Genomic DNA, 24,660 nt, shown 5'->3' on the forward strand with positions numbered 1-24,660 from the left:
AGCTCGATCAGCCCTTGATCAACGCTTCGACCAACCTCACCTGACGATTCAGCGTGGCGCGGTCGTGGCTGCGGACGGTGGCGTGACCGACCTTGCGGCCTGTCTTGAACGCCTTGCCGTAGTGGTGCAGGTGGCAGTCTTCAACCGCGATCACCTTGTCCACGGCAGGCACTTCACCGATGAAGTTCAGCATCGCGCTTTCGCCCACCTTGGCGGTAGAACCCAGCGGCAGGCCGGCGACGGCACGCAGGTGGTTTTCGAACTGGCTGCACTCGGCGCCTTCGGTCGTCCAGTGGCCGGAATTGTGCACACGCGGCGCGATTTCGTTGGCTTTCAGGCCGCCATCGACTTCGAAGAATTCGAACGCCAGCACGCCCACATAATCCAGTTGCTTCAGCACGCGACCCGCATAGTCCTCGGCCAACGACTGCAACGGGTGATCCGTGCTGGCGATGGACAGTCGCAGGATGCCGCTGTCATGGGTGTTGTGCACCAGCGGGTAGAAGCGGGTTTCCCCATCGCGTGCGCGCACGGCAATCAGCGACACTTCACCGGTGAACGGCACAAAGCCTTCCAGCAGGCACGGTACGCTGCCCAGCTCAGCGAAGGTGCCGACCACGTCGGCGGCCGAACGCAGAACCTTCTGACCCTTGCCGTCATAACCCAGCGTGCGGGTCTTGAGAACGGCTGGCAGACCGATGCTGGCCACCGCAGCGTCCAGGTCGGCTTGCGACTGAATGTCCGCAAAGTCAGGCGTCGGGATGCCCAGGTCCTTGAACATGCTTTTCTCGAACCAGCGATCCCGCGCAATGCGCAAGGCATCGGCGCTCGGGTAGACCGGCACGAACTGGGACAGGAACGCCACGGTCTCGGCCGGAACGCTCTCGAATTCGAACGTCACCAGATCGACTTCATCAGCCAACTGGCGCAGGTGATCCAGATCACCGTAATCGGCACGCAGATGCTCGCCCAATGCCGCCGCACAAGCGTCCGGCGCAGGATCGAGGAAGGCGAAGTTCATGCCCAGCGGAGTGCCCGCCAGAGCCAACATGCGGCCCAGTTGGCCGCCACCGATTACACCGATCTTCATGGAAAAACCTCAGGCGTGGCGTGGGTCTGGATTGTCCAGGACGCTGTCTGTCTGCTCGGCGCGGAATTTCTTCAGCGCAACGTGGAATTGCGGGTGTTTGGCGCCCAGGATGCTTGCCGACAGCAGGGCCGCATTGATCGCGCCCGCTTTGCCGATAGCCAGCGTTGCAACAGGGATACCGGCAGGCATCTGCACGATGGACAGCAGGGAGTCGACACCCGACAGCATCGACGACTGCACCGGAACGCCCAGCACAGGCAGGTGGGTCTTGGCCGCACACATGCCCGGCAAGTGAGCGGCACCACCGGCGCCCGCGATGATCACCTCGATACCGCGGCCTTCCGCTTCGTCGGCGTACTGGAACAGCAAATCCGGTGTGCGGTGCGCAGACACCACTTTCACTTCGTAGGGAATGCCGAGCTTTTCCAGCATGTCGGCGGTGTGGCTAAGGGTGGACCAATCGGACTTGGAGCCCATGATCACGCCAACCAGTGCGCTCATCGTCGTGCCTCTCATCGGGCGCCCGCAGGCGCATCTAAAAACAACAAGCCACGCAGGAGGACCGGCGTGGCTTGCTGTACGAATAATGACCGATTCAACCGGCCAAAGGCCGCGCAGTATACCTCAAAGCGCCAGGATGACAGCCCCCTCGACGACCATCCGCACAAGGTTTTTGCAAAGCCTGCGACGGGTGAGGCATGGGACGACACCTGGAGCCGTTCACGGCCCGCAACATCTCGCAAACAAGACTACAGCAGCCGCTGCCCATCCCGACTGCCGGCCGCCGAGCATTGCTATTAAGTACTGATGACCTGACCCGGTACGGGCAGGCAGACCCTTAGACCTACTCAAGGATGAGTATTCATGTTGAAAACCGTAACAGGATCCCTGCTGTTGATCGCTGCGCTTCTGATGGGCCAGAGCGCACTGGCTGATGGACCCGCCGCAAAACGCCCGCTGTTTCTCTTTCTGTTTCTGCACGACGATGTCAGAGAAAACGACCTTGAGCGTCTCGCCAAGGATTACATCACCTGGTTCGTGAAAGACCTTGAAAGCTTCACGCATCGGCGTGTCCAGCTGGAGTTCATCCGCCATGTCCCGACATTGACGGACTTCGCTTATAAAGGTGACGATCTGGAAAGGATCTCAATGGATTTCAGGAATCGCGTCGATCAGTACATCAATGCGCGAAACCTGCCCAACAACCCGACGACCAAATACATGCTGCTGACTCAGGACATGATCAACCGGGAGGTAGGAGGCGTTGCGCTCATCAAGGGCTACACGGCCATCGCGTCATTGACGACCTATAACGCCACCGCACACGAACTGGGCCATATGCTCGACGGGACCCACGAAGCGGCAGAGGTTCTGTACCGCGGCGGCTGGTGGTGTGAGACCAATATGCTGGAGGTCCGCAATCAGATTCGCGCCAACTGCTACGTCTACAGCAACGAGAACAAGCGGCGCATCGAAGCTCACCTCAGTCAGTATCCCTGACCGAAACACGGGCCGCTCCTGCGAGTGGCCCGTCATGCAATCACTCCTGAGCGGCCGCGCTTTCCAGTTTGCGCCACAGCAATCGCACATTGGCCTTGCGCACCAGTGCGCAGCGGTACAGACGAATCTCCAGCGGCACATGCCATTCCGGGCCGCCGCACACCACCAGCTCACCACGCGCCAGCTCGGCACGAACGCTCAACTGCGGCACCCAGGCAATGCCCAGCCCTTCCAGCGCCATGCTTTTCAGGCTGTCGGCCATGGCCGTCTCGTAAACCGTGGTGAAACGCAGGTTGCGCTGGCGCAGCAGCATGTTCACCGAGCGACCCAGAAAGGCACCGGCGCTGTACGCCAGCAGCGGCACGCTGGCCTCACCGTCCATATCGAACAGCGGCTGGCCCTGAGCATCGGCGGCGCAGACCGGCAGCATCTGGGTCTGCCCCAGGTGCAGGGACGGGAAGATCTCGGCGTCCATCTGCAACGCAGCGTCAGGATCATAAAACGCCAGCATCAGGTCGCAGCCGCCTTCACGCAAGGCATGAACCGCATCGCCCACGTTGGTCGCAACCAGTCGGGTCGCGATATTCAGGCCTTCATTACGAAGCTGCGCAATCCAGCGTGGAAAGAAGCCCAGTGCCAGAGAATGCGCCGCCGCGACCTGCATCACCTCACCCTGCCCGCCTTCCAGGTGATGCAGATGGCGCACCACCTCACCCAACTGCTCGACCACCGTACGTGCCGTGACCAGAAACAGTTGCCCCGCAGCCGTCAGTTCGACGGGCGTGCGCGACCGATTGACCAGCGTCAGCCCGAGCGCGGCTTCAAGGCTGCGGATACGCCGACTGAACGCCGGTTGCGTCACGAAGCGACGCTCGGCGGCCTGGGAAAAACTGCGGGTTGCAGCCAGAGCGCTGAAATCCTCCAACCACTTGCTTTCCAGATTCATCAGGTCCTCCCGGACAATGGCTGACTGCATCAACAGGCGACTGCGGTTAGAGACGATGCCTTTCGCGATGACGCTACAAAAACCTTTTACGTCCTGTCCGCGACAAGAACATGTGAGGGTGCGACATTTTGTCCCCTTTACGCACGGCACAAAAGCCGAGTCACACACCTGTTATGCCGTTTGTGCATAGCCCAGCGTTTAACAGCATTGGTCAATTTTAAACGCAAAGCCCACCATCCGCTGCGTTCCGGCATCGTCCGTACCTAATTTGAGACTTTTTTTATCATGTCCTCGCCTGCATCATCGCGCATCGAAAAAGACCTGCTGGGTGTTCTCGAAGTACCGGCAAACGCCTACTACGGCATCCAGACTCTGCGAGCGGTCAACAATTTCCACCTGTCCGGCGTGCCGCTTTCGCACTACCCGAAACTGGTCGTGGCGCTGGCCATGGTCAAGCAGGCTGCGGCCGATGCGAACCACCAGCTCGGACACCTCAACGATGCCAAACACGCCGCCATCAGCGAGGCCTGTGCCCGCCTGATTCGCGGTGACTTCCACGATCAGTTCGTGGTTGACATGATTCAGGGCGGCGCTGGCACTTCAACCAATATGAATGCCAACGAAGTCATCGCCAACATCGCGCTGGAAACCATGGGTTTCGAGAAGGGCGAATACAAGCACCTACACCCGAACAACGACGTGAACATGGCTCAGTCGACCAACGACGCCTACCCGACGGCCATCCGTCTGGGTCTGCTGTTGGGTCACGACGCCCTGCTCGCCAGCCTCGACAGTCTGATCCAGGCGTTCGCGGCCAAGGGCCAGGAATTCAACCACGTTCTGAAAATGGGCCGCACCCAGTTGCAGGACGCTGTTCCGATGACCCTGGGTCAGGAATTCCGCGCCTTCGCCACCACCTTGACCGAAGACCTGAACCGCCTGCGCAGCCTGGCGCCGGAGCTGTTGACCGAAGTCAACCTGGGCGGCACGGCCATCGGTACCGGCATCAACGCCGACCCTGGCTATCAACACCTTGCGGTAGAGCGTCTGGCAACCATCAGCGGCCAGCCGCTGGTGCCGGCTGCCGACCTGATCGAAGCGACATCCGACATGGGCGCTTTCGTACTGTTCTCGGGCATGCTCAAGCGCACTGCGGTCAAGCTGTCGAAGATCTGCAACGACCTGCGCCTGCTGTCCAGCGGCCCACGCACCGGCATCAACGAAATCAACCTGCCAGCGCGTCAGCCAGGCAGCTCGATCATGCCCGGCAAGGTCAACCCGGTGATCCCGGAAGCGGTCAACCAGGTAGCGTTCGAAATCATCGGCAACGACCTGGCACTGACCATGGCGGCCGAAGGTGGTCAGTTGCAGCTCAACGTGATGGAGCCGCTGATCGCCTACAAGATCTTCGACTCGATCCGCCTGCTGCAGCGCGCCATGGACATGCTGCGCGAACACTGCATCGTCGGCATCACCGCCAACGAGCAGCGCTGCCGTGAACTGGTCGAGCACTCGATCGGTCTGGTCACTGCCCTGAACCCCTACATCGGTTACGAGAACTCGACCCGTATCGCCCGCATCGCGCTGGAAACCGGCCGCGGCGTACTGGAACTGGTTCGTGAGGAAGGCCTGCTCGACGACGCCATGCTCGACGACATTCTGCGGCCGGAAAACATGATCGCTCCCCGTCTGGCCCCATTGAAGGCCTGACAGGCAGTGATCTGCGCAACGAGCTCACCAGATTGAGGGCCTAGACACCCCTCAATTTTTTGAGGGTCTGGGAGTGATTCTCCAGACCCTTTTTTTTGCCTGCTGGCAAAAAGTGGATCCGATAGCGATTCACAGCCTCTGGCACAACGCTTTGCGGAGTTATCCACAGAGCATTCATTCAGCGCCGTAAATGAAGAATCAGTCCCACAAGAAAGCGGCTACAGACGTAAAAACTTTGCACCGGTATAGTGCGCCCCCTCAAAAGTAGCGAGGAATAACAAAAATGCTGGAAATGATTAACGACTTCCTCTCCGGTAAAGTACTGATCGTACTTATCGTAGGCCTGGGTAGTTACTTCACGATCCGCTCACGTTTCGTTCAGTTTCGACACTTTTTCCATATGTTTGCGGTATTCCGCGACAGCTTGAAGAGCAGCGCAGGTCAACTGAGTTCCTTTCAGGCCCTGATGCTCAGCCTCGCAGGCCGCGTAGGTGCGGGTAACATCGCAGGCGTCGGTATTGCAGTAACACTTGGCGGCCCGGGTGCCGTGTTCTGGATGTGGGTGACCGCACTGGTCGGCATGTCCAGCAGCTTCATCGAGTGTTCCCTCGCTCAGCTCTACAAACGCAAGGACTCCGAAGGCCAGTTCCGTGGCGGTCCGGCGTTCTACATCCAGCACGGCCTGGGCAAGCGCTGGCTGGGCATGGTCATGGCGGTTCTGCTGCTGGTGACTTTCGGTTTCGCCTTCAATGGCCTGCAATCGCACGCTGTGACCGACTCCCTCAAAAGCGCCTTCGGCGTTGACACCATGACCACCGGTATCTGCCTGGTCGTGCTGCTGGGTCTGGCGTTCATTGGCGGCATCAAGCGTATCGCTGCGATCTCCGACCTGCTGGTACCGGTCAAGACCCTGATCTACATCGCAGTCACTGTCTACGTGATCGTTCTGCAGATTGATCACGTTCCAGCCATGTTGATGACCATCGTGCGCAGCGCCTTCGGTCTTGACCCGGTGTTCGGCGGTCTGGTCGGCAGCGCAATCGTCATGGGCGTCAAGCGTGGCGTGTTTGCCAACGAAGCCGGTCTGGGCAGTGCTCCAAACGTGGCTGCGGTCGCTCAGGTCGAGCACCCGGTTGCCCAGGGCGTGGTTCAGGCATTCAGCGTGTTCCTCGACACATTCGTCATCTGCACCTGCACCGCCCTGCTGATTCTGCTGTCCGGTATCTATGACGTTGGCTACGACGGCAACGGTATCGTGCTCGCACAGAACTCGCTGGCTGCCGTGGTCGGTGACTGGGGCCGCATCTTCATCAGCGTGGCACTGGCGCTGTTCGTATTCACCTCGATCCTCTACAACTACTATCTGGGTGAAAACAGCCTGCGTTTCCTGTTCGGCGAGAAGAAGAACGCGATCATCGGCTACCGCATCGCGGTACTGGTGCTGATTCTGTGGGGCGCGGTGGTCGACCTGAAAGATGTGCTGGCCTTCGCCGACATCACCATGACCATGCTGGCCTTCGTCAACCTGATTGCACTGGCGATGCTGTTCAAGATCGTGAAGCGTATTCTGGGCGACTACGATGCCCAGCGTCGCGCAGGCATCAAAACGCCGGTGTTCGATTCCAGCAAGTTCCCTGATCTGGATCTGGACCGCAACGCATGGCCAGCCAACCCGTCGCAGACGCCGGTTCATGATGCTGAAGTGGCAGGCAAGCCTGCTCCAGAAGCACGCTAAGCACACAACGCCATAAGGAGAAGAATCATGACTCATGAAGCACATCAACCCGCTCAGCGAGTGATGGTTCTTTACACTGGCGGCACCATCGGCATGCAGGCCAGCGCCAATGGCCTGGCCCCGGCGTCGGGCTTCGAAGCCCGAATGGCCGGGCAACTGGCCGAACTCCCCGAACTGGTCGTACCGCAGTGGCGCTTTCGCGAGATGTCACCACTGATCGACAGCGCCAACATGACGCCAGCCTACTGGTTGCGTCTGCGTGAGGCGGTGATCGAAGCGGTCGACACGGAGGGCTGTGACGCTGTGCTGGTGCTGCATGGCACCGACACGCTTGCCTACAGCGCGGCGGCCCTGGGCTTCCAGTTGCTGGGGCTCGATGCTCCTGTGGTGTTCACCGGCTCCATGCTGCCTGCCGGTGTGCCGGACAGCGATGCCTGGGAAAACGTCAACGGTGCCCTGCTCGCGCTCGGTAACGGGCTCGCGCCGGGTGTTCACCTGTATTTCCATGGCGAGCTGATGGACCCGACCCGTTGCGCCAAGATCCGCAGCTTCGGGCGCAACCCGTTCGCGCCGTTGCAGCGCTCGCGTGGCGGTCATGCTGCCGTTTCCCTGCCTGACGCACTCGACTACCGTCAGCCCAGGACAATGGCCAGCGTGGCGGTGTTGCCGCTGTTCCCCGGTATCGGCGCCGCTCAACTGAATGGCCTGATCGACAGCGGCATTCAGGGTCTGGTACTGGAATGCTTCGGCAACGGCACCGGCCCGAGTGACGATCCACAGTTCATCGCCAGCCTGGAAGACGCCCGTGCCCGTGGCATCTGCGTGATCGCAATCACGCAGTGCCATGAAGGCGGCGTGGAACTGGATGTCTACGAAGCGGGAAGCCGCCTGCGTGGTGCCGGCGTGCTGTCCGGTGGCGGCATGACGCGTGAGGCCGCACTTGGCAAACTGCATGCCCTGCTTGGCGCAGACCTGACGACTGAAGAAGTCCGACGGCTGGTCGAACTGGATCTGTGTGGCGAATTACGCTGAGCATGTGAAAGGTTTCGGTGACTCAGGACTGGCCTGAGTCAACCGGAATATCGCAATACCCCTTCCCTCAGGAAACCTTGCTTTCCTCCTGCGCGCCACGAAGCATCGAGTCGAGATTTCGCTCGATATTTGCGCACAGCGCCGTCATCTGGATCTCGTGCTCGCTGGCCTTGAACGGGCTCTGCAGGTCGGTGCCGATCTTTTCGATTGCCAATAGCATGAAGCCCACCACAGTGGACGCCAGCGGCGTGAACCAGCCAAGGGTTTCGACCAGGCCGATCGGTACGATCAGGCAGAACAGAGTAATGAACAGCCTTGGAAACGCCACGTACGGATAGGGCAGCGGCGTATTGGCGATGCGCTCCATGCCGCCCTGGCAGTTGGAAATGTCCACCATTGTCGACTCGAGACGGGCCAGACGGATGCTGTCCAGTCGGCCGGACTGGTATTCCTTGGCCAGCAATGCGGCCGAGGTATTAAGCAAGTCGTTGGGGAAGTTGTTGGTGTCGAACCGACGCTCGAACTCTTCACGCGGGATCAGGGCCTGGACCTCGTCGCCACAGTGCCCGCCCTTCAAATGCGCAGACAGGCATTTGACGTAGGCGACGTGACGGCGCAGCAGCGTAGCTTTCACTGGGTTGATGCCGCCCTCGTCGTCTTCGACCAGCGTCAGCACCTGACGGGCGAAGCTGCGCGAGCTGTTGACCAGCGCGCCCCACAAGGTACGGGCTTCCCACCAGCGGTTGTAGGCGCTGGAATTGCGGAAGCTGGTCAGCACCACCAGCGCCGAACCCAGCAGGGTCAACGGCATGGACGGTAAGGTGATCTTGCGTTCCAGGTACAGCATGAAATCGACCGTGACAATCACGTCCCAAATCAGCAGCCAGAACAGCGACCAGCCCACATAACCGATTGTCTTGCCAAGAAATCGGAATTTTCCCATGATCGTCTGCTGCAAAGGCCTACCCCATCGATAAATAAGCGAGACCGCATTCGGACATCCTCGCTACTGCATGGCCTTTGAATGCCATTCCGGGAGATGGTTCGCAAACGGCCCGCTTTATCTCAGGGGTTCACACTTTTTCAGCAGCCGCTCAACGCCACTTGCGGACGCTCACCGGCAAAGAAGATCGGACGCAACCGGACACCGATGACGTTACCGGCATAAGCCGCAACCAGCCACAGCCAGCCGTGCAGACTGCCGGACGCGATGCCGCTGAAATACGCCCCGATGTTGCAGCCATAAGCCAGACGAGAGCCGTAGCCGAGCAACAGGCCACCGATTACCGCAGCCACGATCGAACGGGTCGGGATATCAAGGTTCGGCGCGAAACGTCCGGCCAGGCCTGCGGCGAGCAACGCGCCGAGCATGATGCCAATGTCCATTACGCTGGTGACGTCTTCCCAGACCGGCGCGGCCAGTGCCTTGGCATTCGCCGCGCTTTGCCAGAACACCCAACTGCCGACATCCACGCCCAGCCCGCTCGCGACCTTCGCGCCCCACAGCGCGAACGCTGAGGTGATGCCCCACGGCCGACCCGCCAGCGCCAGCGTGGCGTAGTTGAGAACGGCCAGTGCCACAGCACCCCAGACCAATACCCATGGGCCGCGCAGCAGTCGTCGAAGACCTGTGTGCTCGCTGGTGACAGGCGCTTCGAGTTCGCCATGACGACGTTTTTCAAGGCGCACCGTGACAAAGGCAATCAGGGCGAACAGGGCCAGGTTGCCGATCAGCGCCGGGATCACGCCAAAGCTCTTGACCAGCGAAGTGGCCGGGAACGACGGCAGCGCGAACCACCAATCGACGTGGTGAGTGGCGATCAGCGAACCGAGAATGAAGAACAGCAGGGTCACCAGCATTCGCGCGTTGCCGCCGCCTGCCGTGAACAGAGTTCCGGAGGCACAGCCGCCGCCCAGTTGCATGCCGATGCCGAAAATGAACGCACCGACTACCACCGAAACGCCGACCGGCGCGACCAGGCCCGTGACCGGTTGTCCGAACAGCGTGCCAGCGCCGAGCGCAGGGAAAAACAGCACCACAGCAACGGCCAGCATCACCATTTGTGCACGCAGGCCGGCACCGCGCCGCTCACGAATGAACACTCGCCAGGCCGACGTGAAACCAAACGCGGCGTGATACAAGGTGACCCCAAGCGCCGCGCCGACGATCCATAGCAGGACCTGATGAGCGCCGACGCTGAGCAGCAGAAACTGCGCGCCCATCAATAACAGAAACAACGCCGCCAGCGGCGCGCCGTAAGCACGGCCGGGTGTTGCAGAAGTGGAAGTGTTCATAGGTCTCTCGACGACAAGTAGCAGAAAGAAACGATTATACGTGTGCCACAGGCTTACTCGGACCAGACCTTGCGCAGCCTGTCCAGCGCATCGCTGATCTGCGCCTCGGGCACGGCGGCAAAACCCAGCACCAGCCCGGCCCGCTCATCCATGGGTTCGGTCGAATCCGGCAGCCAGTAGCTGCTCAGGGCATTGACCTCCACACCGACGCTGGACGCCTTTTCCACCAGCTCCTGCTCGCGTGCCAGGCTGTCTACCTTGACCATCACATGCAGCCCTGCCGCCACGCTGGGCATCGCCGCACATCCTGCAAGATCGGTGGGCCAACCGGCGAGCAACGCGTTGCGCCGACTCAGCGCGGCACGACGCATACGCCGGATGTGGCGCTGGAAGTGCCCCAGGGCGATGAACTGTGCCATCACCGACTGGGTGCTGACTTCGGTGTGGCGCATGTCCACAGCCTTGCGCTGGCTGAAGGGCCGAACCAGTTCCTGCGGCAGCACCAGATAACCCAGCCGCAGCGCCGGGAAGACAATTTTGCCAAAGGTGCCGATGTACAGCACTCGCCCGCTGCGATCCAGCGCGGCCAGGGGTGCCAATGGCGCACCGCTGTAACGGTATTCGCCATCGTAGTCGTCCTCGACAATCCAGCCCTGGTTCTTCTCGGCCCAGGCCAGCAGCTCAAGGCGTCTGGCAAGGCTCATGACCACACCGGTCGGGTATTGGTGAGATGGGGTGACGTACGCCAATTTACAACCGGCCTGGGCGAGATCGGCGCAGCGCATCCCTTCCTCGTCGACGGCTACACCTGTCAGTCGGGCACCGGCCACAGCGAATGCATGAGCGGCCGCACGATAGCCCGGATTTTCGACCGCAACGCTCTCGCCCGGCTCTACCAGCATCTGTGCACAAAGGCTGATGGCGTGTTGGGCGCCACTGGTGATCACAATTTGCTCAGCGGTGCATTGCAGACCGCGCGATGAACGCAAATACGCGGCGATCAGCTCCCGCAGCCTCGGTTCCCCGGCTGCGGCGCCATAACCTAGCGAGGCAGGGTCCGGACGACGCCAGAAAGCCGCGTAGAGCTTGCCCCACAGGGCGAAAGGAAACAGATCGAAGGCGGGTACCCCGACACGAAAAGCCTTGGGCCCCTGCTCTGAAGGGGCTGGAAGATGGTGAGTTTTGATCCGATCAAGCGCAGAACTGTGGATAACTTCACCGTCCATATTATCCGCTGCTTGCTGCAAAACTGTGGATAAGCCTGTGGACAAAGGTGTAGACAAACCTGTGGACAAGTTGGTGGATAGTTTTCTTTTACAAGCCTGATCGGACGCACTGGCGCGGTCCGGCAAATGCGTGACATAGGTTCCATCCCCAACACGGGTTTCCGTGAAACCTTCGGCATACAACTGGTCGTAGGCCCGCATCACGCTGTTGCGGGAAATGGCCAGCAGGTCCGCGAGTTCGCGACTGGCGGGCAGGCGCGTTCCGCTGGTCAATCGAGCGTCCAGTATCTGCTGGCGCAGCTCACGATACAGCTGCTTGCTCAGACCCTGACGCCTGTCCAGCCTGATGCCGGTCAACGTTGAGGGGAATGCAGGAGCATCGGACGTCATCGGATTGGCTCTATGAAATCTATTGAAAATGGATCTTACAACAGACCAATGCCTTGCCTAGGATCTGTTCATCGGCCAAGGAGTACCGCCATGTACACACCCGTAGCATTCCGAGACAACGAAACATCCAGACTCCAGGAGCAGATGAACCAGACCCGCCTGGCGATTCTGGTCACCTGGAACGAAGACGGCATGCAGGCTTCGCACTTGCCCCTCCTGCTGCGCGAGGATCAGGGTCCCAACGGGACGCTCTACGGCCATCTGGCCAGGGGCAATCCACAGTGGCGGCAGCTGGAAACCTGCGCCGAAACGCTGGTGATCTTTCCTGGCGAGGACGCCTATGTCAGCCCGTCGTATTACCCGAGCAAAGCCGAGCATGGTCAGGTCGTGCCCACCTGGAACTACCTTGCGGTTCACGCCTACGGCAAGGCCGAAACCTTTACCGACGCGCCACGGTTGCGTCAGCTTCTGGATGAGCTGACGACCAGACACGAATCTGATCGGGCACAACCCTGGTCCATCGATGATGCACCCGCCGAGTACATTGCGAAAATGCTGGGGGCTATCGTTGGCTTCGCCCTGCCCGTCCAGCGACTTGAAGGAAAACGCAAACTCAGCCAGAACCGCAATGCCGCGGACATCGCCGGGGTCCGCGACGGTCTTGCCGCCAGCCCGAAAGTCAACGAACAGCAACTCGCCCGCTTGATGAGTACCCAGGAGAACGTTTGATGAGTGACATCCAGATTCGCCCCGTGACTGCTGACGACCACCACGCATGGCTGCCGCTGTGGCAGGCCTATCTGCGCTTTTACAAGACCGAACTGGCCGAAGGCGTCAGCGAAGTGACCTGGCAGCGCCTGCTCGACCCACAGGAACCGACCCACTCGGCCCTGGCGTGGGTGGACGGCAAAGCGGTGGGCATGGTGAACTTTATCTACCACCGCTCCAACTGGAGCATCAGGAACGCCTGCTACCTGCAGGACCTGATCGTTGCGCCGGAACAGCGCGGCACCGGGATCGGCAGGCAGTTGATCGAGCATGTCTACGCGACCGCCAAGGCCGACGACTGTGACAAGGTTCACTGGCTGACCCACGAAACCAACGCCACGGCCATTCAGCTGTATGAACGCATCGCTGATCGCGCGGGCTACATTCAATTTCGCAAGGCTCTTTGAAGGAAGCAATCGATGTCCGAGACTCCACTGGATTGGCAACCCGCGACATTGCCCGGCCCGCAGCCCCTGAATGGTCGCTTCATTCGCCTGGAAAAGCTGGAGACAGCCCGGCATGCGGATGACTTGTGGTCAGTGCTCCAGGGACCGACGGCCGACCCGAAGCTGTGGGACTACCTGCCCTACGGGCCGTTCAACGAGCGCAGCGCGTTCGACGCCTGGCTGGCCGGGCATCAGGTGGCGACGGATCCGTGGTTCTATGCCGTGATCAATCAGCAGACCGGCAAGGCCGAGGGCGTGATCAGTTACCTGTCCATCTTCGCGGCACACGGCCGGATCGAGATCGGCCACGTGACCTTCAGCGCCGCCATGCAGCGCACGCCCAAGGGCACCGAGGCGATCTACCTGCTGGCCAAGGAAGCCTTTCGACTGGGCAACCGCCGCCTGGAATGGAAATGCAACGCCAACAACGCTCGCTCCAAACGGGCCGCCGACCGATTCGGTTTCAGTTATGAAGGTACTTTCCGCCAGCACATGGTGGTCAAGGGTCTGAACAGAGACACCGCGTGGTATTCGATCCTCGACAGCGAATGGCCCGTCCTGCAGACCGCATTCGAAGGCTGGCTGGCTGTGGATAATTTCAAGGAGGGCGCGCAGATCAAAGGGCTGGAAGCGTTTCGGCAGTAGGTTTCAGCGTGCGGGTCCGGGTCGGACGCGGAGCGTCCTGAGCGGCATTCCCACGCAGAGCGTAGGAACGATCGTGGATTTCCCGCAGACCGATCGTGCCCATCGCTCTGAAGTGGGCATGCATCCCGGCTGTACGAATAAAAAAAGGGAGCCACGAAGGCTCCCCCAGAGGTAAACGGTTCAGCTGTCGGATCGGCTCTCTGCCCTATCAGCCTTCGATTTCGATCAGGACTTCGCCCGGATTAACGCGGTCGCCCTTGGCAACGTGGATGGCCACGACCTTGCCGGCGATGGAAGCCTGAACTTCGGTTTCCATCTTCATGGCTTCGGTGATCAGTACGGCCTGGCCGACCTTGACCATGTCGCCTTCCTTGACCAGCACGTCTACGATGTTGCCCGGCATGGTGGTGCTGACGTCGCCCGGCGCATGTGCCTGTTTACGTTTGCTGGCGCCGCCACTGACGAATTCGTTGAGCGGTTCGAACACCACCTCTTCCGGCATGCCGTCAATCGACAGGTAGAAGTGACGCTTGCCCTCGGCCTTGACGCCCACGCCAGTAATGTCCACACGGTAAGTCTCGCCGTGCACGTCGATCACGAACTCGGTCGGCACGCCCTCGCCGCCTGCACGGGCAACGCTGCCCGCTTCAGGGATCGGCAGCAGCACCTCAGGCGTCAGCGTTCCGGCCGCACGTTCTTCGAGAAACTTGCGGCCAATGTCCGGGAACATGGCAAAGGTCAGCACGTCCTCCTCGGATTTGGCCAGCGCGCCGATGTCAGCCCGCAGCTTGGTCATCTCCGGCTTGAGCAAGTCGGCCGGGCGCACATCGATCAACTCTTCGTTGCCGATGGCCTGACGGCGCAGCTTCTCGTCCACCTGACCCGGCGCCTTGCCGTAGCCACCCTGCAGGTAAAGCTTCACTTCATTGGTGATGGTCTTGTAGCGTTCGCCAGCGAGCACGTTGAAGAACGCCTGGGTACCGACAATCTGCGAGGTCGGCGTGACCAGCGGCGGATAGCCCAGGTCCTTGCGCACCCGCGGTATTTCGGCCAGCACTTCGTTCATGCGGTTGAGCGCGCCCTGCTCCTTGAGCTGGTTGGCCAGGTTGGAAATCATCCCGCCCGGCACCTGATTGACCTGCACGCGGGTATCGACAGCGGTAAATTCGCTTTCGAACTGGTGGTACTTCTTGCGCACGGCGTAGAAGTACAGACCGATGTCCTGCAGCAGTTCCAGATCCAGCCCGGTGTCGAACTCGCTGCCCTTGAGCGCCGCGACCATGGATTCAGTACCCGGATGACTGGTGCCCCAGGCGAAGCTGGAGATCGCGGTGTCGATGTGATCAGCGCCGTTTTCGACCGCCTTGAGCTGACACATGGCAGCCAGACCGGCTGTGTCATGGGAGTGAATGAACACCGGCAGCGACTGTTCGGCTTTCAGCGCACGGACCAGCTCGCCGGTGGCGAAAGGCGTCAGCAGACCGGCCATGTCCTTGATGGCGACCGAATCGCAGCCCATGGCTTCCATCTGCCGGGCCTGCGCCACGAACGCATCAATGGTGTGAACCGGGCTGGTGGTGTAAGCGATGGTGCCTTGCGCATGCTTGCCCGCCGCCTTCACCGCCTCGATGGCCACGCGCAGGTTACGCACATCGTTCATGGCATCGAAAATGCGGAACACGTCGATGCCATTGACGGCCGCCTTGGCGACGAAGGCCCTGACAACGTCATCACTGTAATGGCGATAGCCCAGCAGGTTCTGGCCGCGCAGCAGCATTTGCAGGCGGGTATTGGGCAGCGCCGCACGCAGCTGACGCAGGCGCTCCCACGGGTCTTCCTTCAGAAAGCGCACGCAGGCATCGAAGGTCGCGCCGCCCCAGACTTCCAGCGACCAATAGCCGACCTTGTCGAGCTTGTCGCAGATCGGCAGCATGTCTTCGGTGCGCATGCGTGTGGCCAGCAACGATTGGTGAGCATCACGCAGGATGGTGTCGGTAACGAAGATCTTCTTGGACATGGGTGTATTCCTTACAGGCCTGCGTGGGCGGCAATGGCGGCAGCGATGGCCAGAGCCAGCTCTTCGGGTTTGCGCTTGATCGAGTAGTTGGTCAGTTCAGGGTGGCTTTCGACAAAGCTGGTGTTGAACTCACCGCTGCGAAATTCCGGGTTACGCAGGATTTCCTGGTAATAGGCCGCCGTGGTTTTCACCCCTTGCAGGCGCATGTCGTCCAGGGCACGCAGGCCGCGGTCCATTGCCTCTTCCCAGGTCAGCGCCCAGACGATCAGCTTCAGGCACATCGAGTCGTAGAACGGCGGAATGGTGTAGCCGGTGTAGATCGCCGTGTCGGTGCGCACACCAGGACCGCCGGGCGCGTAGTAGCGGGTGATCTTGCCGAAGCTGGGCAGGAAGTTGTTTTTCGGGTCTTCGGCATTGATGCGGAACTGCAACGCGAAGCCGCGATGGATGATGTCTTCCTGCTTCACCGACAACGGCTGGCCGGACGCGATGCGAATCTGCTCGCGAACAATATCGATCCCGGTGATTTCCTCGGTGATGGTGTGTTCCACCTGAACGCGGGTGTTCATCTCCATGAAGTACACCTCGCCATCGGCGAGCAGAAACTCCACGGTGCCGGCGTTCTCGTAGCCCACCGCCTTGGCCGCGCGCACCGACAGATCGCCAATGTAAGCGCGCTGTTCCGGCGTCAGTTGCGGGCTCGGCGCGATTTCGATCAGTTTCTGGTTGCGGCGCTGAATCGAGCAGTCGCGCTCGAACAGATGCACGACGTTGCCAAAGCTGTCACCCAGAATCTGCGCTTCGATGTGCTTGGGATTGACGATGCATTTTTCCAGGAATACCTCGGCCGAACCGAAGGCCTTGGTCGCCTCCGAGATGACTCGGGGAAAGGCCTGCTCCAGTTCTTCACGGCTGTTGCAGCGCCGGATACCCCGCCCACCGCCACCGGAAGTCGCCTTGAGCATCACCGGGTAACCGATGCGATCCCCTTCGATCAGCGCCTCATGGATGTCGGCCACGTTGCCTTCGGTGCCCGGCGTCACCGGCACACCGGCCTTGATCATGCTGCGGCGCGCTTCGGTCTTGTCACCCATACGGCGGATGACCTCAGCGGAAGGACCGATGAATTTGATCCCGCGTTCGACGCAGATGTCTGCCAGTTCGGCGTTTTCCGAGAGAAAACCATAACCGGGATGCAATGCATCACAACCGGTTTCCACAGCGAGATTGACCAGCTTGCGCGGATTGAGATAACCCGCAAGCGGTTCGGCGCCAATGCTATAGGCTTCGTCGGCGCGTTTGACATGCAGGGCATGGCGATCGGCGTCGGAAAAGATCGCCACGGAGCGAATGCCCATCTCGGCACAGGCGCGCACGATACGGACGGCAATCTCTCCCCGGTTGGCAATCAGTATTTTTGTTATCACTGGCGTTTCCTCGACCTTAAGGACCAACGTCCTGGCTGCTTTTTGTAACGAAGCATGTGACTGAATGCCGCAGGGACACCCTATGCCTGATCGAGAATTAATAAAAATGAGTAAAAATTGGGTCAGCCATAAGCAAAAGCTTATAGTCATCATCTTGACCGGTCACAGGAATCTATAAGAATGCGTAAGTCATTGATGCGTATGACATTGCGTCAGCTGCGTATTTTCAATGAGGTGTGCGACCTGCGCTCCTACAGCCGCGCAGCCGAGGAAATGGCGCTGACTCAGCCTGCAGTCAGCCTGCAGATTCGTCAGCTTGAAGAACTGGTCGGCCAGCCGCTGTTCGAGTACGTCGGCAAGAAGCTTTACCTCACCGAAGCAGCTGAAGCACTGCAGGCCGCCAGCAAGGATATTTTCGGGCGCCTGGAAAACCTGGATATGCAGCTCTCGGACATGCAGGGTTCGCTGCAAGGTCAGCTGAAGCTGGCCATCGAGTCCAGCTGCAAGTATTTCGTCCCGCACCTGTTTGCCGCCTTCAAACGCCAGTACCCGGAAGTCAGTCTCAACCTGACCGTGGTGAACCGGGCGCTGGTGATCAGAAGACTCTCGGACAACCGTGATGATCTGGTGATCATGTCAATGGTGCCGCAGGACATGGGCCTGGAGTTTCTGCCGTTCCTCAATAACCCCATCGTTGCCGTGGCGCCGCCGGATCATCCACTGTGCAGCCACGCGTCACTGAGCCTGCGGGACCTGGAACCCTGGCCGCTGCTGACCCGCGAGTCTGGATCGGGCACACGTCGGGCCTGCGAGGAGTATTTCAAGGAGAAGCGTGTGCATTTCACGCAAACGTCGGAAGTGTCTTCAAGCGAGGCCCAGCGCGAATGCGTGGTGGCCGGACTGGGACTGGCCATGCTGACACGCCATGCCGTGTGTCAGGAACTCGCCACCGGCGCGCTCGTGGAGCTGCCCGTGGCGGAGTTGCCGCTGTATCGAAGCTGGTGCGTGGTTCAGGGCAGAGACAAACGCCTGTCTCCGGTAGCCCACGCCTTTCTGGCATTCATTCGCAGTGAACGTGCGCAGATCAGCCAGCTTGTCGAACGTTTCGACGGCCGTCCTCGGACGGCGTGAGGGTCTGCCAGACGGGACCGGTCACGCCATCCAGATAATCGGACAGGTCCTGATTGAGCTGGCGCGCCTCACAGTAGCTCTCGATAGCGCGACGAAATTCCATGCGACGCTGATCTTCCTGCTGACGGCGGGTTTTCACGGTGCTGTTGGGTAAATCGTCGTAGTGCCGAGCCATGTCCTGTCTCCCAATACGTTTCGAGGGAGCACCAGAATGTAGCGTACGGGTGACAGTCAGGCGGCGCGAAGATGACAGAACGATGAATTCTCACCGCCTCAACGGCTTCAGTCTTCGTGTGGCTTGATCGACTTGGGCGACAGACGCAGGCTGCGCAAGCTGCGCTTCACGCTCTTGAGGTGATTGACAAGGCTCGGACCACGCGCCATGGCAACGCCCATCGCCAACACATCGATCACCACCAGATGCGCGATGCGCGAGGTCAGCGGCGTATAGATCTCGGTGTCTTCGTGAACATCGATCGCCAGGTTGACCGACGACAGCTCGGCCAGCGGTGTCTGACTCGGGCACAGGGTAATCAGGGTCGCACCGCTTTCACGCACCATGTTCGCCGTGATCAGCAGGTCCTTGGAGCGGCCCGACTGAGAGATGCACACTGCAACGTCTGTCGGCTTGAGCGTCGCCGCCGACATGGCCTGCATGTGCGGGTCGGAATACGCCGCCGCCGTCAACAGCAGACGGAAGAACTTGTGCTGCGCATCGGCGGCTACGGCGCCGGATGCACCAAAGCCATAGAACTCGACACGATTGGCACCCGCCATGGCAGTGACTGCCAGTTGCAGCGCATGGGGGTCGAGATTCTCGCGCACTTCCATCAGGGTATGCAGGGTGGTGTCGAAAATTTTCAGGCTGTAGTCAGCGACCGAATCGTCTTCGTGAATCGCGAACTGCCCGAAGCTGGCACCTGCGGCGAGGCTCTGGGCCAGTTTGAGCTTGAGGTCCTGAAACCCGGTGCAACCGATGGCACGACAGAAGCGCACGATGGTGGGCTCGCTGATGCCCACGCTATGGGCAAGATCAGCCATGGAACTGTGCATCACAGCCGCAGGGTCGAGCAGCACGTGGTCGGCTACCTTGAGCTCCGATTTGCGCAGCAGATGACGTGACTGGGCGATGTGTTGCAGCAGATTCAAAAGGCAGACTCGATAATGAAGCGGTGGGCGGGTTGTAGCTTTCTTGTAGTTATACTACATGACCTGCGAGACGCCCAGTTAAACGAACGTGAAACGTCTGACGCAGCATTTAGAAGGGCAAATCATAAAAATATGTGGGAATAATCCTACATCCGCAAAACTTACCTGCATATGACTGTCGGCTCAAAATGATTGAAGCAGAATTCCGGCCATCGCGGTCGCTTCGATCGGGCGACTGATCAGATAGCCCTGCACTTCGTCACAGCCATGGCTCCTGAGAAATTCCAGCTGGCTCTGGTTTTCCACGCCTTCGGCAACCACCTTCAATCCCAGACTGTGAGCCATGGAGATAATCGCCTGAATGATGGCGGCGTCTTCGGTGCCATCGCCCAACCCGCTGATGAATGCACGATCGATCTTCACGTAGTCCACCGGAAACCGTCGCAGGTAGCTCAATGAAGAGTAGCCGGTGCCGAAATCGTCGATGGCCAGTTTCACGCCCAGGTCACGCAACTGCTGAAAGGTCGTAATGATGTGTTCGACGCTGTCGAGCAGCTGGCTTTCGGTCAGCTCCAGTTCCAGCCACTGCGGTGCCAGCCCGGTTTCTTCGAGCACCTGACGAACCAGACTCACCAGTTTGCCCTGACGCAACTGGTGCACTGACAGGTTGACCGACACCCTGATCGGCGCCATGCCCTGCCGCTGCCACTCACACGCCTGCCAACAGGCCTTGCGCAGCACGAACTCACCAATGGCGCTGATCAGCCCCGTTTCCTCGGCAAGCCCGATGAACTCACCCGGTGCAACCATGCCGCGCTGAGGGTGGTGCCAGCGCACCAACGCTTCGGCAGAATCCAGACGCCCCGTCCTGAGGCACAGCTTGGGCTGATAGAAGACTTGGAGTTGCTGCTCTTCGATGGCCCTGCGCAGTTGAATTTCAAGCTGCAGGTGCTCGAGCGTGCTGGCCTGCAGGCTCTGGGTGAAAAACTGGAAGTTATTGCCGCCCAGGTGCTTGGCATGCTGCATCGCCATGTTCGCCTGACTCACCAGTGCAGGGACCTCGCGGGCCGAATCCGACAACAGGCTGATGCCCACCGAAGCGCTGATCACCAGTTCGTGACCTGCCACCGACAGCGGTACACGCAACTTGCCCAGCAGGCGACTGGTTACACGGGCCAGACTGGAAAGGTTCGAGTAACCGTCAAACAGTACGGCGAATTCGTCGCCGGAGAGCCTTGCGATGGTGTCGGCTTCCGGCATGGCGTTGCTCAAGCGACGAGCAATGTGCCTGAGCAATTGGTCAGCGATTTCATGACCCAGGCTTTCGTTGAGCAGCTTGAAGCGGTCGAGATTGATATGCAGCAACGCCAGACTTCTGCCTCCCGACCGGACACGCTCGCGGGCCTCACGCAGCCGTTCGTTGAACAGCGAACGGTTGGCCAGCCCGGTCAGCTCATCGAAATGCGCCAGATAGCGCATGCGCTCCTCTGCCGCACGGCGCGATGAAAGATCGGAGAAGAAGCCGACAATGTGGCTTAGTTTCCCTGCCTTATCGAGCACAACGTTCAACTGCAGCCATTGCGGATACAGCTCGCCGTTCTTGCGTGCTTCAACCAGCTCGCCCTGCCATTGCCCGGTCTGTTCCAGAGACTGATGAATGGCCTGAAAGTGACGGCGCGCATCGCGGCTGCTGGCAATGTCGGTCACTCGGCGTCCGATCACGTCTTCCGGCAGATAGCCACTGACCCGACTGAAAGCCTGATTCACCGTGAGGATGCAGTAGTCCGGATCGAAGATCACGATGCCTTCACTGGCGGCGTCGAACACGGTGGCCGCCAGACGCGGCGGGCTCTTGCTCAACGCCTGATTGGCTTCCTCCAGTTCAAACGTGCGCTGGGCCACGCGATCCTCCAGCCCGATCTGCGCCTCCCTCAGACCGCGCTCGGCTTCGCGGCGCTGATCGATTTCGTGAGCCAGTTCGGTATTGAGCGCATCACTGGTCGCCTGCGCCTGCTGCAGGTGCTCGATCAGGGCCTGATTCTGGAAGCGTCTGAGCAGACTGCGCTCCAGCAGACGATTGACCTGCCACGCCACAACGCTCAGGGCAAACAGCAGGATGAGTCCGAGCCAGCCCCAGCCACGAAAGGGCACATCCCCGCCCCAGAACAGATACAGAATCGGAGGTAACAGGCATGACAGGCTGAACACCAGAAACGCGGAAATGCTGACGGCGTAGGCAACGCTGGCGGACAAGGTCGCAGCGCCGATCAGGCCGAACACCCAGGCCTGCTGCTGAAAATTTTCCACAGGGACCAGCACCACTGCCGCAGCGGCCAGGGTCAGGCCACTGACACAGGCACCCATGAGAAACATCCTGCGCCAGACCGGTTGTGCCTGACGCTCTCTGGGCGCCGCCTCGAACGCGGCGACCTGGATGACCCGCAGGCAGACGAGTGCAGACAGCCAGCCCAGCCAGATCCACACCAGCAGATAGCGTTCGGCGCCCCAGAGCAGCCAGGCACAGACAAGACCGTTCAGAAACATGAACAGCGTCGGCAGCAGTGAGCCTTGATAAAGAAGACGCGTGCGTTCGAGCGCCAGAGGCGCGGCGAACTGCCGGTAGAGGTCGCGGCGAGTGTTTTCGAGGACCTCGCCCGCGCTGAAGCGGTATGTCATGGCGTCGTTCTTGTCGTTGATCAGACCCCGCATGCGCCCGATCAGGAGCGTTCAAAAGGGGTCTTGGCCCTGAGCGTGTGCGGAGCATACACAAGGCCTTGAGCAGACCAAACTGCCGGACCAAACAAAAATATCAATATGCCACTGCGCTGAGTGATCTGCCCTCGCTCAAGGCACGGCGCGCAACGCTCGCTGCACTGACCGACCGGTCGTCAGCGCCAGCGATTTTTTATTGCCCCACGCAAAGCATGGTTTGCCCACCATGACGCAGCACCCTAGAATGCGCCGATGCGCGATGATCTCTCTCTTCTTCTTAATTCCCTCAACGATGCCCAGCGTCAGGCCGTAGCCGCCTCCCTGGGTCGTCAGTTGGTCCTGGCCGGTGCTGGCTCCGGCAAAACCCGTGTGCTGGTGCATCGCATCGCCTGGCTGATGCAGGTCGAGCAAGCCTCCCCGCACTCGGTGCTGTCGGTGACGTTCACCAACAAGGCAGCCGCCGAGATGCGCCATCGCATCGAGCAACTGATGGGCATCAGCCCGGCAGGCATGTGGGTCGGCACGTTCCACGGCCTGGCGCACCGCCTGTTGCGGGCGCACTGGCAGGAAGCCGGGCTGGTGCAGACCTTCCAGATTCTGGACAGCGACGACCAGCAACGTCTGGTCAAACGCGTGATCCGCGAGCTGGGTCTGGACGAGCAACGCTGGCCTGTCCGTCAGGCGCAGTGGTTCATCAATGGCCAGAAAGACGAAGGGCTGCGTCCGCAGCACATTCAGGCCAGCGGCGACCTGTTCCTGACCACCATGCGCAGCATCTATGAAGCCTATGAGGCGGCCTGCCAACGTGCCGGCGTGATCGACTTCTCCGAACTGCTGCTGCGCGCGCTCGACCTGTGGCGCGACAACCCCGGTCTGCTGGCGCACTATCAGCGCCGCTTCCGCCACGTGCTGGTGGACGAATTCCAGGACACCAACGCCGTGCAGTACGCCTGGTTGCGTCTGTTGGCTCAGGGTGGCGACAGCCTGATGGTGGTCGGCGACGACGATCAGTCCATCTACGGCTGGCGCGGCGCGAAGATCGAGAACATTCACCAGTATTCCTCCGACTTCCCGGACACTGAGGTCATTCGTCTGGAGCAAAACTACCGCTCCACGGCGAGCATCCTCAAAGCGGCCAACGGCTTGATCGTCAACAACAGCGGTCGCCTGGGCAAAGAGCTGTGGACCGATGTCGGCGACGGCGAGCTGATCAGCCTGTATGCCGCCTTCAACGAACACGATGAAGCGCGTTATGTGGTCGAGACCATCGAGAGCGTGCTCAAGACCGGTATCTCGCGTAACGACATCGCCATTCTGTACCGCTCCAACGCCCAGTCGCGGGTGCTGGAAGAAGCCCTGCTGCGCGAACGCATTCCATATCGCATCTACGGCGGCCAGCGATTCTTCGAACGCGCCGAGATCAAGAACGCCATGGCGTACCTGCGGCTGCTGGAAGGCCGTGGCAACGACGCGGCGCTTGAACGGGTCATCAACGTTCCAGCGCGTGGCATCGGTGAAAAGACCGTTGAAGCGATTCGTGAACATGCCCGTCATGCCGACGTGTCGATGTGGGAGGCGATGCGCCTGCTGGTCGCCAACAAAGGCCTGACCGGCCGTGCGGCGACTGCGCTGGGCGGGTTCATCGAGCTGATCGAGAACCTGTCGGCCAAGGTCATGGACATGCCGCTGCACCTGATGACCCAGACCGTCATCGAGCAGTCCGGGCTGATCACCTACCACGAGCAGGAAAAAGGCGAGAAAGGCCAGGCCCGGGTAGAAAACCTTGAGGAACTGGTCAGCGCCGCACGCGCTTTCGAGAACACCGAAAGTGAAGAAGACCTGACCCCGCTGGCGGCCTTCCTCGGGCATGCGTCGCTGGAAGCAGGTGACACCCAGGCCCAGGAGCACGAAGAAAGCATCCAGCTGATGACGCTGCACAGCGCCAAGGGTCTGGAGTTTCCGCACGTGTTCCTGGTGGGCATGGAAGAAGGCTTGTTTCCGCACAAGATGAGCCTGGAAGAGCCCGGCCGTCTTGAAGAGGAACGCCGTCTGGCTTACGTCGGCATTACCCGCGCCATGCAGCAGCTGGTCATGACCTACGCCGAGACGCGTCGCCTGTACGGCAGCGAGACCTACAACAAGGTCTCGCGTTTCGTACGCGAAATCCCGCCCGCGCTGATTCAGGAAGTGCGCCTTTCCAACAGCGTCAGCCGACCGTTCGGCGGCACGCAAAAGGTCAACAACAGCAGCCTGTTTACCGGTACCGGCATCCCGGAAACCGAGTTCACCCTGGGCCAACGCGTGCAGCATGCCGTATTCGGCGAAGGCGTGATTCTCAACTTCGAAGGCGCTGGCGCCCAGGCCCGCGTGCAGGTCAACTTCGCCGAAGGCAGCAAGTGGCTGATGATGGGCTACGCGAAGCTGGTGGCGTTGTAATCGGA

General features: G+C 60.5%; 20 protein-coding genes. 9 read left to right on the top strand and 11 right to left on the bottom strand.

The window, feature by feature from the left end:
* Nucleotides 1-7 precede the first annotated feature (7 nt).
* Both AO065_RS09105 and purE read right to left on the bottom strand, forming a co-directional pair.
* A complete protein-coding gene (locus tag AO065_RS09105) occupies nucleotides 8-1,090 on the bottom strand; it encodes a 5-(carboxyamino)imidazole ribonucleotide synthase (protein ID WP_004881639.1) in 1,083 nt (360 codons plus the stop codon).
* Nucleotides 1,091-1,099: 9 nt separating this feature from the next.
* Nucleotides 1,100-1,591 (bottom strand): 5-(carboxyamino)imidazole ribonucleotide mutase, encoded by a 492-nt coding sequence (purE, locus tag AO065_RS09110; RefSeq protein WP_004881642.1) that lies wholly within the window; start codon nucleotides 1,589-1,591, stop codon nucleotides 1,100-1,102.
* A gap of 363 nt (nucleotides 1,592-1,954) precedes the next feature.
* On the opposite strand from purE, the gene AO065_RS09115 reads away from it, so the two are divergent.
* Nucleotides 1,955-2,590, top strand: coding sequence for a hypothetical protein (locus AO065_RS09115; protein WP_004881644.1), 636 nt, complete (start codon nucleotides 1,955-1,957; stop codon nucleotides 2,588-2,590).
* Between the two features lie 40 nt (nucleotides 2,591-2,630).
* Here the strand turns inward: AO065_RS09115 and AO065_RS09120 are convergent, their stop codons facing one another.
* Nucleotides 2,631-3,536, bottom strand: a complete 906-nt coding sequence (locus AO065_RS09120) for a LysR substrate-binding domain-containing protein (RefSeq protein WP_004881646.1) — start codon at nucleotides 3,534-3,536, stop codon at nucleotides 2,631-2,633.
* 285 nt (nucleotides 3,537-3,821) lie between these two features.
* Here AO065_RS09120 and aspA point away from each other — a divergent pair, with 285 nt between their 5' ends.
* From aspA to AO065_RS09135, 3 genes are all read left to right on the top strand, one after another.
* Complete coding sequence (gene aspA, locus AO065_RS09125; RefSeq protein WP_004881647.1) at nucleotides 3,822-5,246, top strand: aspartate ammonia-lyase; 1,425 nt, start codon at nucleotides 3,822-3,824, stop codon at nucleotides 5,244-5,246.
* A 283-nt stretch (nucleotides 5,247-5,529) separates the two neighbouring features.
* The gene (locus AO065_RS09130; protein ID WP_004881649.1) at nucleotides 5,530-6,981 is read left to right on the top strand and encodes an alanine/glycine:cation symporter family protein; all 1,452 of its coding nucleotides are present in this window, start codon (nucleotides 5,530-5,532) and stop codon (nucleotides 6,979-6,981) included.
* A 27-nt stretch (nucleotides 6,982-7,008) separates the two neighbouring features.
* Nucleotides 7,009-8,013, top strand: coding sequence for an asparaginase (locus tag AO065_RS09135; RefSeq protein ID WP_004881652.1), 1,005 nt, complete (start codon nucleotides 7,009-7,011; stop codon nucleotides 8,011-8,013).
* Nucleotides 8,014-8,080: 67 nt separating this feature from the next.
* Here AO065_RS09135 and AO065_RS09140 read toward each other — a convergent pair whose 3' ends face one another.
* The 3 genes from AO065_RS09140 to pdxR all read right to left on the bottom strand — a co-directional run bounded on the left by AO065_RS09140 (nucleotide 8,081) and on the right by pdxR (nucleotide 11,924).
* Nucleotides 8,081-8,956 carry a bestrophin family protein gene (locus AO065_RS09140; protein ID WP_162850630.1) on the bottom strand — a complete coding sequence of 292 codons (876 nt, stop codon included), beginning with the start codon at nucleotides 8,954-8,956 and terminating at the stop codon, nucleotides 8,081-8,083.
* Nucleotides 8,957-9,096: 140 nt separating this feature from the next.
* Nucleotides 9,097-10,308, bottom strand: a complete 1,212-nt coding sequence (locus AO065_RS09145; RefSeq protein WP_004881656.1) for a YeeE/YedE family protein — start codon at nucleotides 10,306-10,308, stop codon at nucleotides 9,097-9,099.
* Between the two features lie 53 nt (nucleotides 10,309-10,361).
* Complete coding sequence (gene pdxR / locus AO065_RS09150; protein ID WP_004881659.1) at nucleotides 10,362-11,924, bottom strand: MocR-like pyridoxine biosynthesis transcription factor PdxR; 1,563 nt, start codon at nucleotides 11,922-11,924, stop codon at nucleotides 10,362-10,364.
* Between the two features lie 90 nt (nucleotides 11,925-12,014).
* Here pdxR and AO065_RS09155 point away from each other — a divergent pair, with 90 nt between their 5' ends.
* Genes AO065_RS09155 through AO065_RS09165 form a run of 3 tightly spaced genes read left to right on the top strand, consistent with a single transcriptional unit; the run spans nucleotide 12,015 to nucleotide 13,783 of the window.
* Nucleotides 12,015-12,653, top strand: coding sequence for an FMN-binding negative transcriptional regulator (locus tag AO065_RS09155; RefSeq protein WP_032650812.1), 639 nt, complete (start codon nucleotides 12,015-12,017; stop codon nucleotides 12,651-12,653).
* Nucleotides 12,653-13,099: a GNAT family N-acetyltransferase gene (locus AO065_RS09160; protein WP_004881662.1), complete on the top strand. Its 447-nt coding sequence runs from the start codon at nucleotides 12,653-12,655 to the stop codon at nucleotides 13,097-13,099. The genes AO065_RS09155 and AO065_RS09160 overlap by 1 nt, the downstream gene beginning before the upstream one ends.
* 12 nt (nucleotides 13,100-13,111) lie before the next feature.
* Complete coding sequence (locus AO065_RS09165) at nucleotides 13,112-13,783, top strand: GNAT family N-acetyltransferase (protein WP_004881664.1); 672 nt, start codon at nucleotides 13,112-13,114, stop codon at nucleotides 13,781-13,783.
* A gap of 208 nt (nucleotides 13,784-13,991) precedes the next feature.
* Here the strand turns inward: AO065_RS09165 and oadA are convergent, their stop codons facing one another.
* Complete coding sequence (gene oadA / locus AO065_RS09170) at nucleotides 13,992-15,800, bottom strand: sodium-extruding oxaloacetate decarboxylase subunit alpha (RefSeq protein WP_004881666.1); 1,809 nt, start codon at nucleotides 15,798-15,800, stop codon at nucleotides 13,992-13,994.
* Nucleotides 15,801-15,811: 11 nt separating this feature from the next.
* Complete coding sequence (locus AO065_RS09175) at nucleotides 15,812-17,227, bottom strand: acetyl-CoA carboxylase biotin carboxylase subunit (RefSeq protein ID WP_004881667.1); 1,416 nt, start codon at nucleotides 17,225-17,227, stop codon at nucleotides 15,812-15,814.
* A 180-nt stretch (nucleotides 17,228-17,407) separates the two neighbouring features.
* Between AO065_RS09175 and AO065_RS09180 the strand changes: the two genes are divergently transcribed.
* On the top strand, nucleotides 17,408-18,358 hold the full coding sequence (locus tag AO065_RS09180) for a LysR family transcriptional regulator (protein WP_004881669.1): 951 nt from the start codon (nucleotides 17,408-17,410) through the stop codon (nucleotides 18,356-18,358).
* Here the strand turns inward: AO065_RS09180 and AO065_RS09185 are convergent.
* The 3 genes from AO065_RS09185 to AO065_RS09195 form a co-directional block, all read right to left on the bottom strand.
* On the bottom strand, nucleotides 18,312-18,533 hold the full coding sequence (locus tag AO065_RS09185) for a PA3496 family putative envelope integrity protein (protein WP_043305374.1): 222 nt from the start codon (nucleotides 18,531-18,533) through the stop codon (nucleotides 18,312-18,314). The two genes, AO065_RS09180 and AO065_RS09185, sit on opposite strands and share 47 nt — an antisense overlap.
* Before the next feature lie 107 nt (nucleotides 18,534-18,640).
* Nucleotides 18,641-19,507, bottom strand: a complete 867-nt coding sequence (gene hexR / locus AO065_RS09190; protein WP_004881672.1) for a transcriptional regulator HexR — start codon at nucleotides 19,505-19,507, stop codon at nucleotides 18,641-18,643.
* Nucleotides 19,508-19,690: 183 nt separating this feature from the next.
* Nucleotides 19,691-22,183, bottom strand: a complete 2,493-nt coding sequence (locus tag AO065_RS09195; RefSeq protein ID WP_032650817.1) for a putative bifunctional diguanylate cyclase/phosphodiesterase — start codon at nucleotides 22,181-22,183, stop codon at nucleotides 19,691-19,693.
* A 288-nt stretch (nucleotides 22,184-22,471) separates the two neighbouring features.
* Here AO065_RS09195 and uvrD point away from each other — a divergent pair, with 288 nt between their 5' ends.
* The gene (gene uvrD / locus AO065_RS09200) at nucleotides 22,472-24,655 is read left to right on the top strand and encodes a DNA helicase II (protein WP_004881677.1); all 2,184 of its coding nucleotides are present in this window, start codon (nucleotides 22,472-22,474) and stop codon (nucleotides 24,653-24,655) included.
* Nucleotides 24,656-24,660: the final 5 nt, after the last annotated feature.

Source organism: Pseudomonas viridiflava, from assembly GCF_001642795.1.
In the GTDB taxonomy this organism is placed as follows: domain Bacteria; phylum Pseudomonadota; class Gammaproteobacteria; order Pseudomonadales; family Pseudomonadaceae; genus Aquipseudomonas; species Aquipseudomonas viridiflava.

Bases quoted from the DNA above. Each gene is read 5' to 3' on its own strand.
- AO065_RS09105 (WP_004881639.1), bottom strand. From the start codon at position 1,090: ATGAAGATCGGTGTAATCGGTGGCGGCCAACTGGGCCGCATGTTGGCT.
- pdxR (WP_004881659.1), bottom strand. From the start codon at position 11,924: ATGACGTCCGATGCTCCTGCATTCCCCTCAACGTTGACCGGCATCAGG.
- oadA (WP_004881666.1), bottom strand. From the start codon at position 15,800: ATGTCCAAGAAGATCTTCGTTACCGACACCATCCTGCGTGATGCTCAC.
- uvrD (WP_004881677.1), top strand. From the start codon at position 22,472: ATGCGCGATGATCTCTCTCTTCTTCTTAATTCCCTCAACGATGCCCAG.
- AO065_RS09180 (WP_004881669.1), top strand. From the start codon at position 17,408: ATGCGTAAGTCATTGATGCGTATGACATTGCGTCAGCTGCGTATTTTC.
- AO065_RS09160 (WP_004881662.1), top strand. From the start codon at position 12,653: ATGAGTGACATCCAGATTCGCCCCGTGACTGCTGACGACCACCACGCA.
- AO065_RS09145 (WP_004881656.1), bottom strand. From the start codon at position 10,308: ATGAACACTTCCACTTCTGCAACACCCGGCCGTGCTTACGGCGCGCCG.
- AO065_RS09115 (WP_004881644.1), top strand. From the start codon at position 1,955: ATGTTGAAAACCGTAACAGGATCCCTGCTGTTGATCGCTGCGCTTCTG.
- AO065_RS09195 (WP_032650817.1), bottom strand. From the start codon at position 22,183: ATGACATACCGCTTCAGCGCGGGCGAGGTCCTCGAAAACACTCGCCGC.
- purE (WP_004881642.1), bottom strand. From the start codon at position 1,591: ATGAGCGCACTGGTTGGCGTGATCATGGGCTCCAAGTCCGATTGGTCC.
- AO065_RS09155 (WP_032650812.1), top strand. From the start codon at position 12,015: ATGTACACACCCGTAGCATTCCGAGACAACGAAACATCCAGACTCCAG.
- AO065_RS09120 (WP_004881646.1), bottom strand. From the start codon at position 3,536: ATGAATCTGGAAAGCAAGTGGTTGGAGGATTTCAGCGCTCTGGCTGCA.
- AO065_RS09140 (WP_162850630.1), bottom strand. From the start codon at position 8,956: ATGGGAAAATTCCGATTTCTTGGCAAGACAATCGGTTATGTGGGCTGG.
- aspA (WP_004881647.1), top strand. From the start codon at position 3,822: ATGTCCTCGCCTGCATCATCGCGCATCGAAAAAGACCTGCTGGGTGTT.
- AO065_RS09135 (WP_004881652.1), top strand. From the start codon at position 7,009: ATGACTCATGAAGCACATCAACCCGCTCAGCGAGTGATGGTTCTTTAC.
- AO065_RS09185 (WP_043305374.1), bottom strand. From the start codon at position 18,533: ATGGCTCGGCACTACGACGATTTACCCAACAGCACCGTGAAAACCCGC.
- AO065_RS09130 (WP_004881649.1), top strand. From the start codon at position 5,530: ATGCTGGAAATGATTAACGACTTCCTCTCCGGTAAAGTACTGATCGTA.
- AO065_RS09165 (WP_004881664.1), top strand. From the start codon at position 13,112: ATGTCCGAGACTCCACTGGATTGGCAACCCGCGACATTGCCCGGCCCG.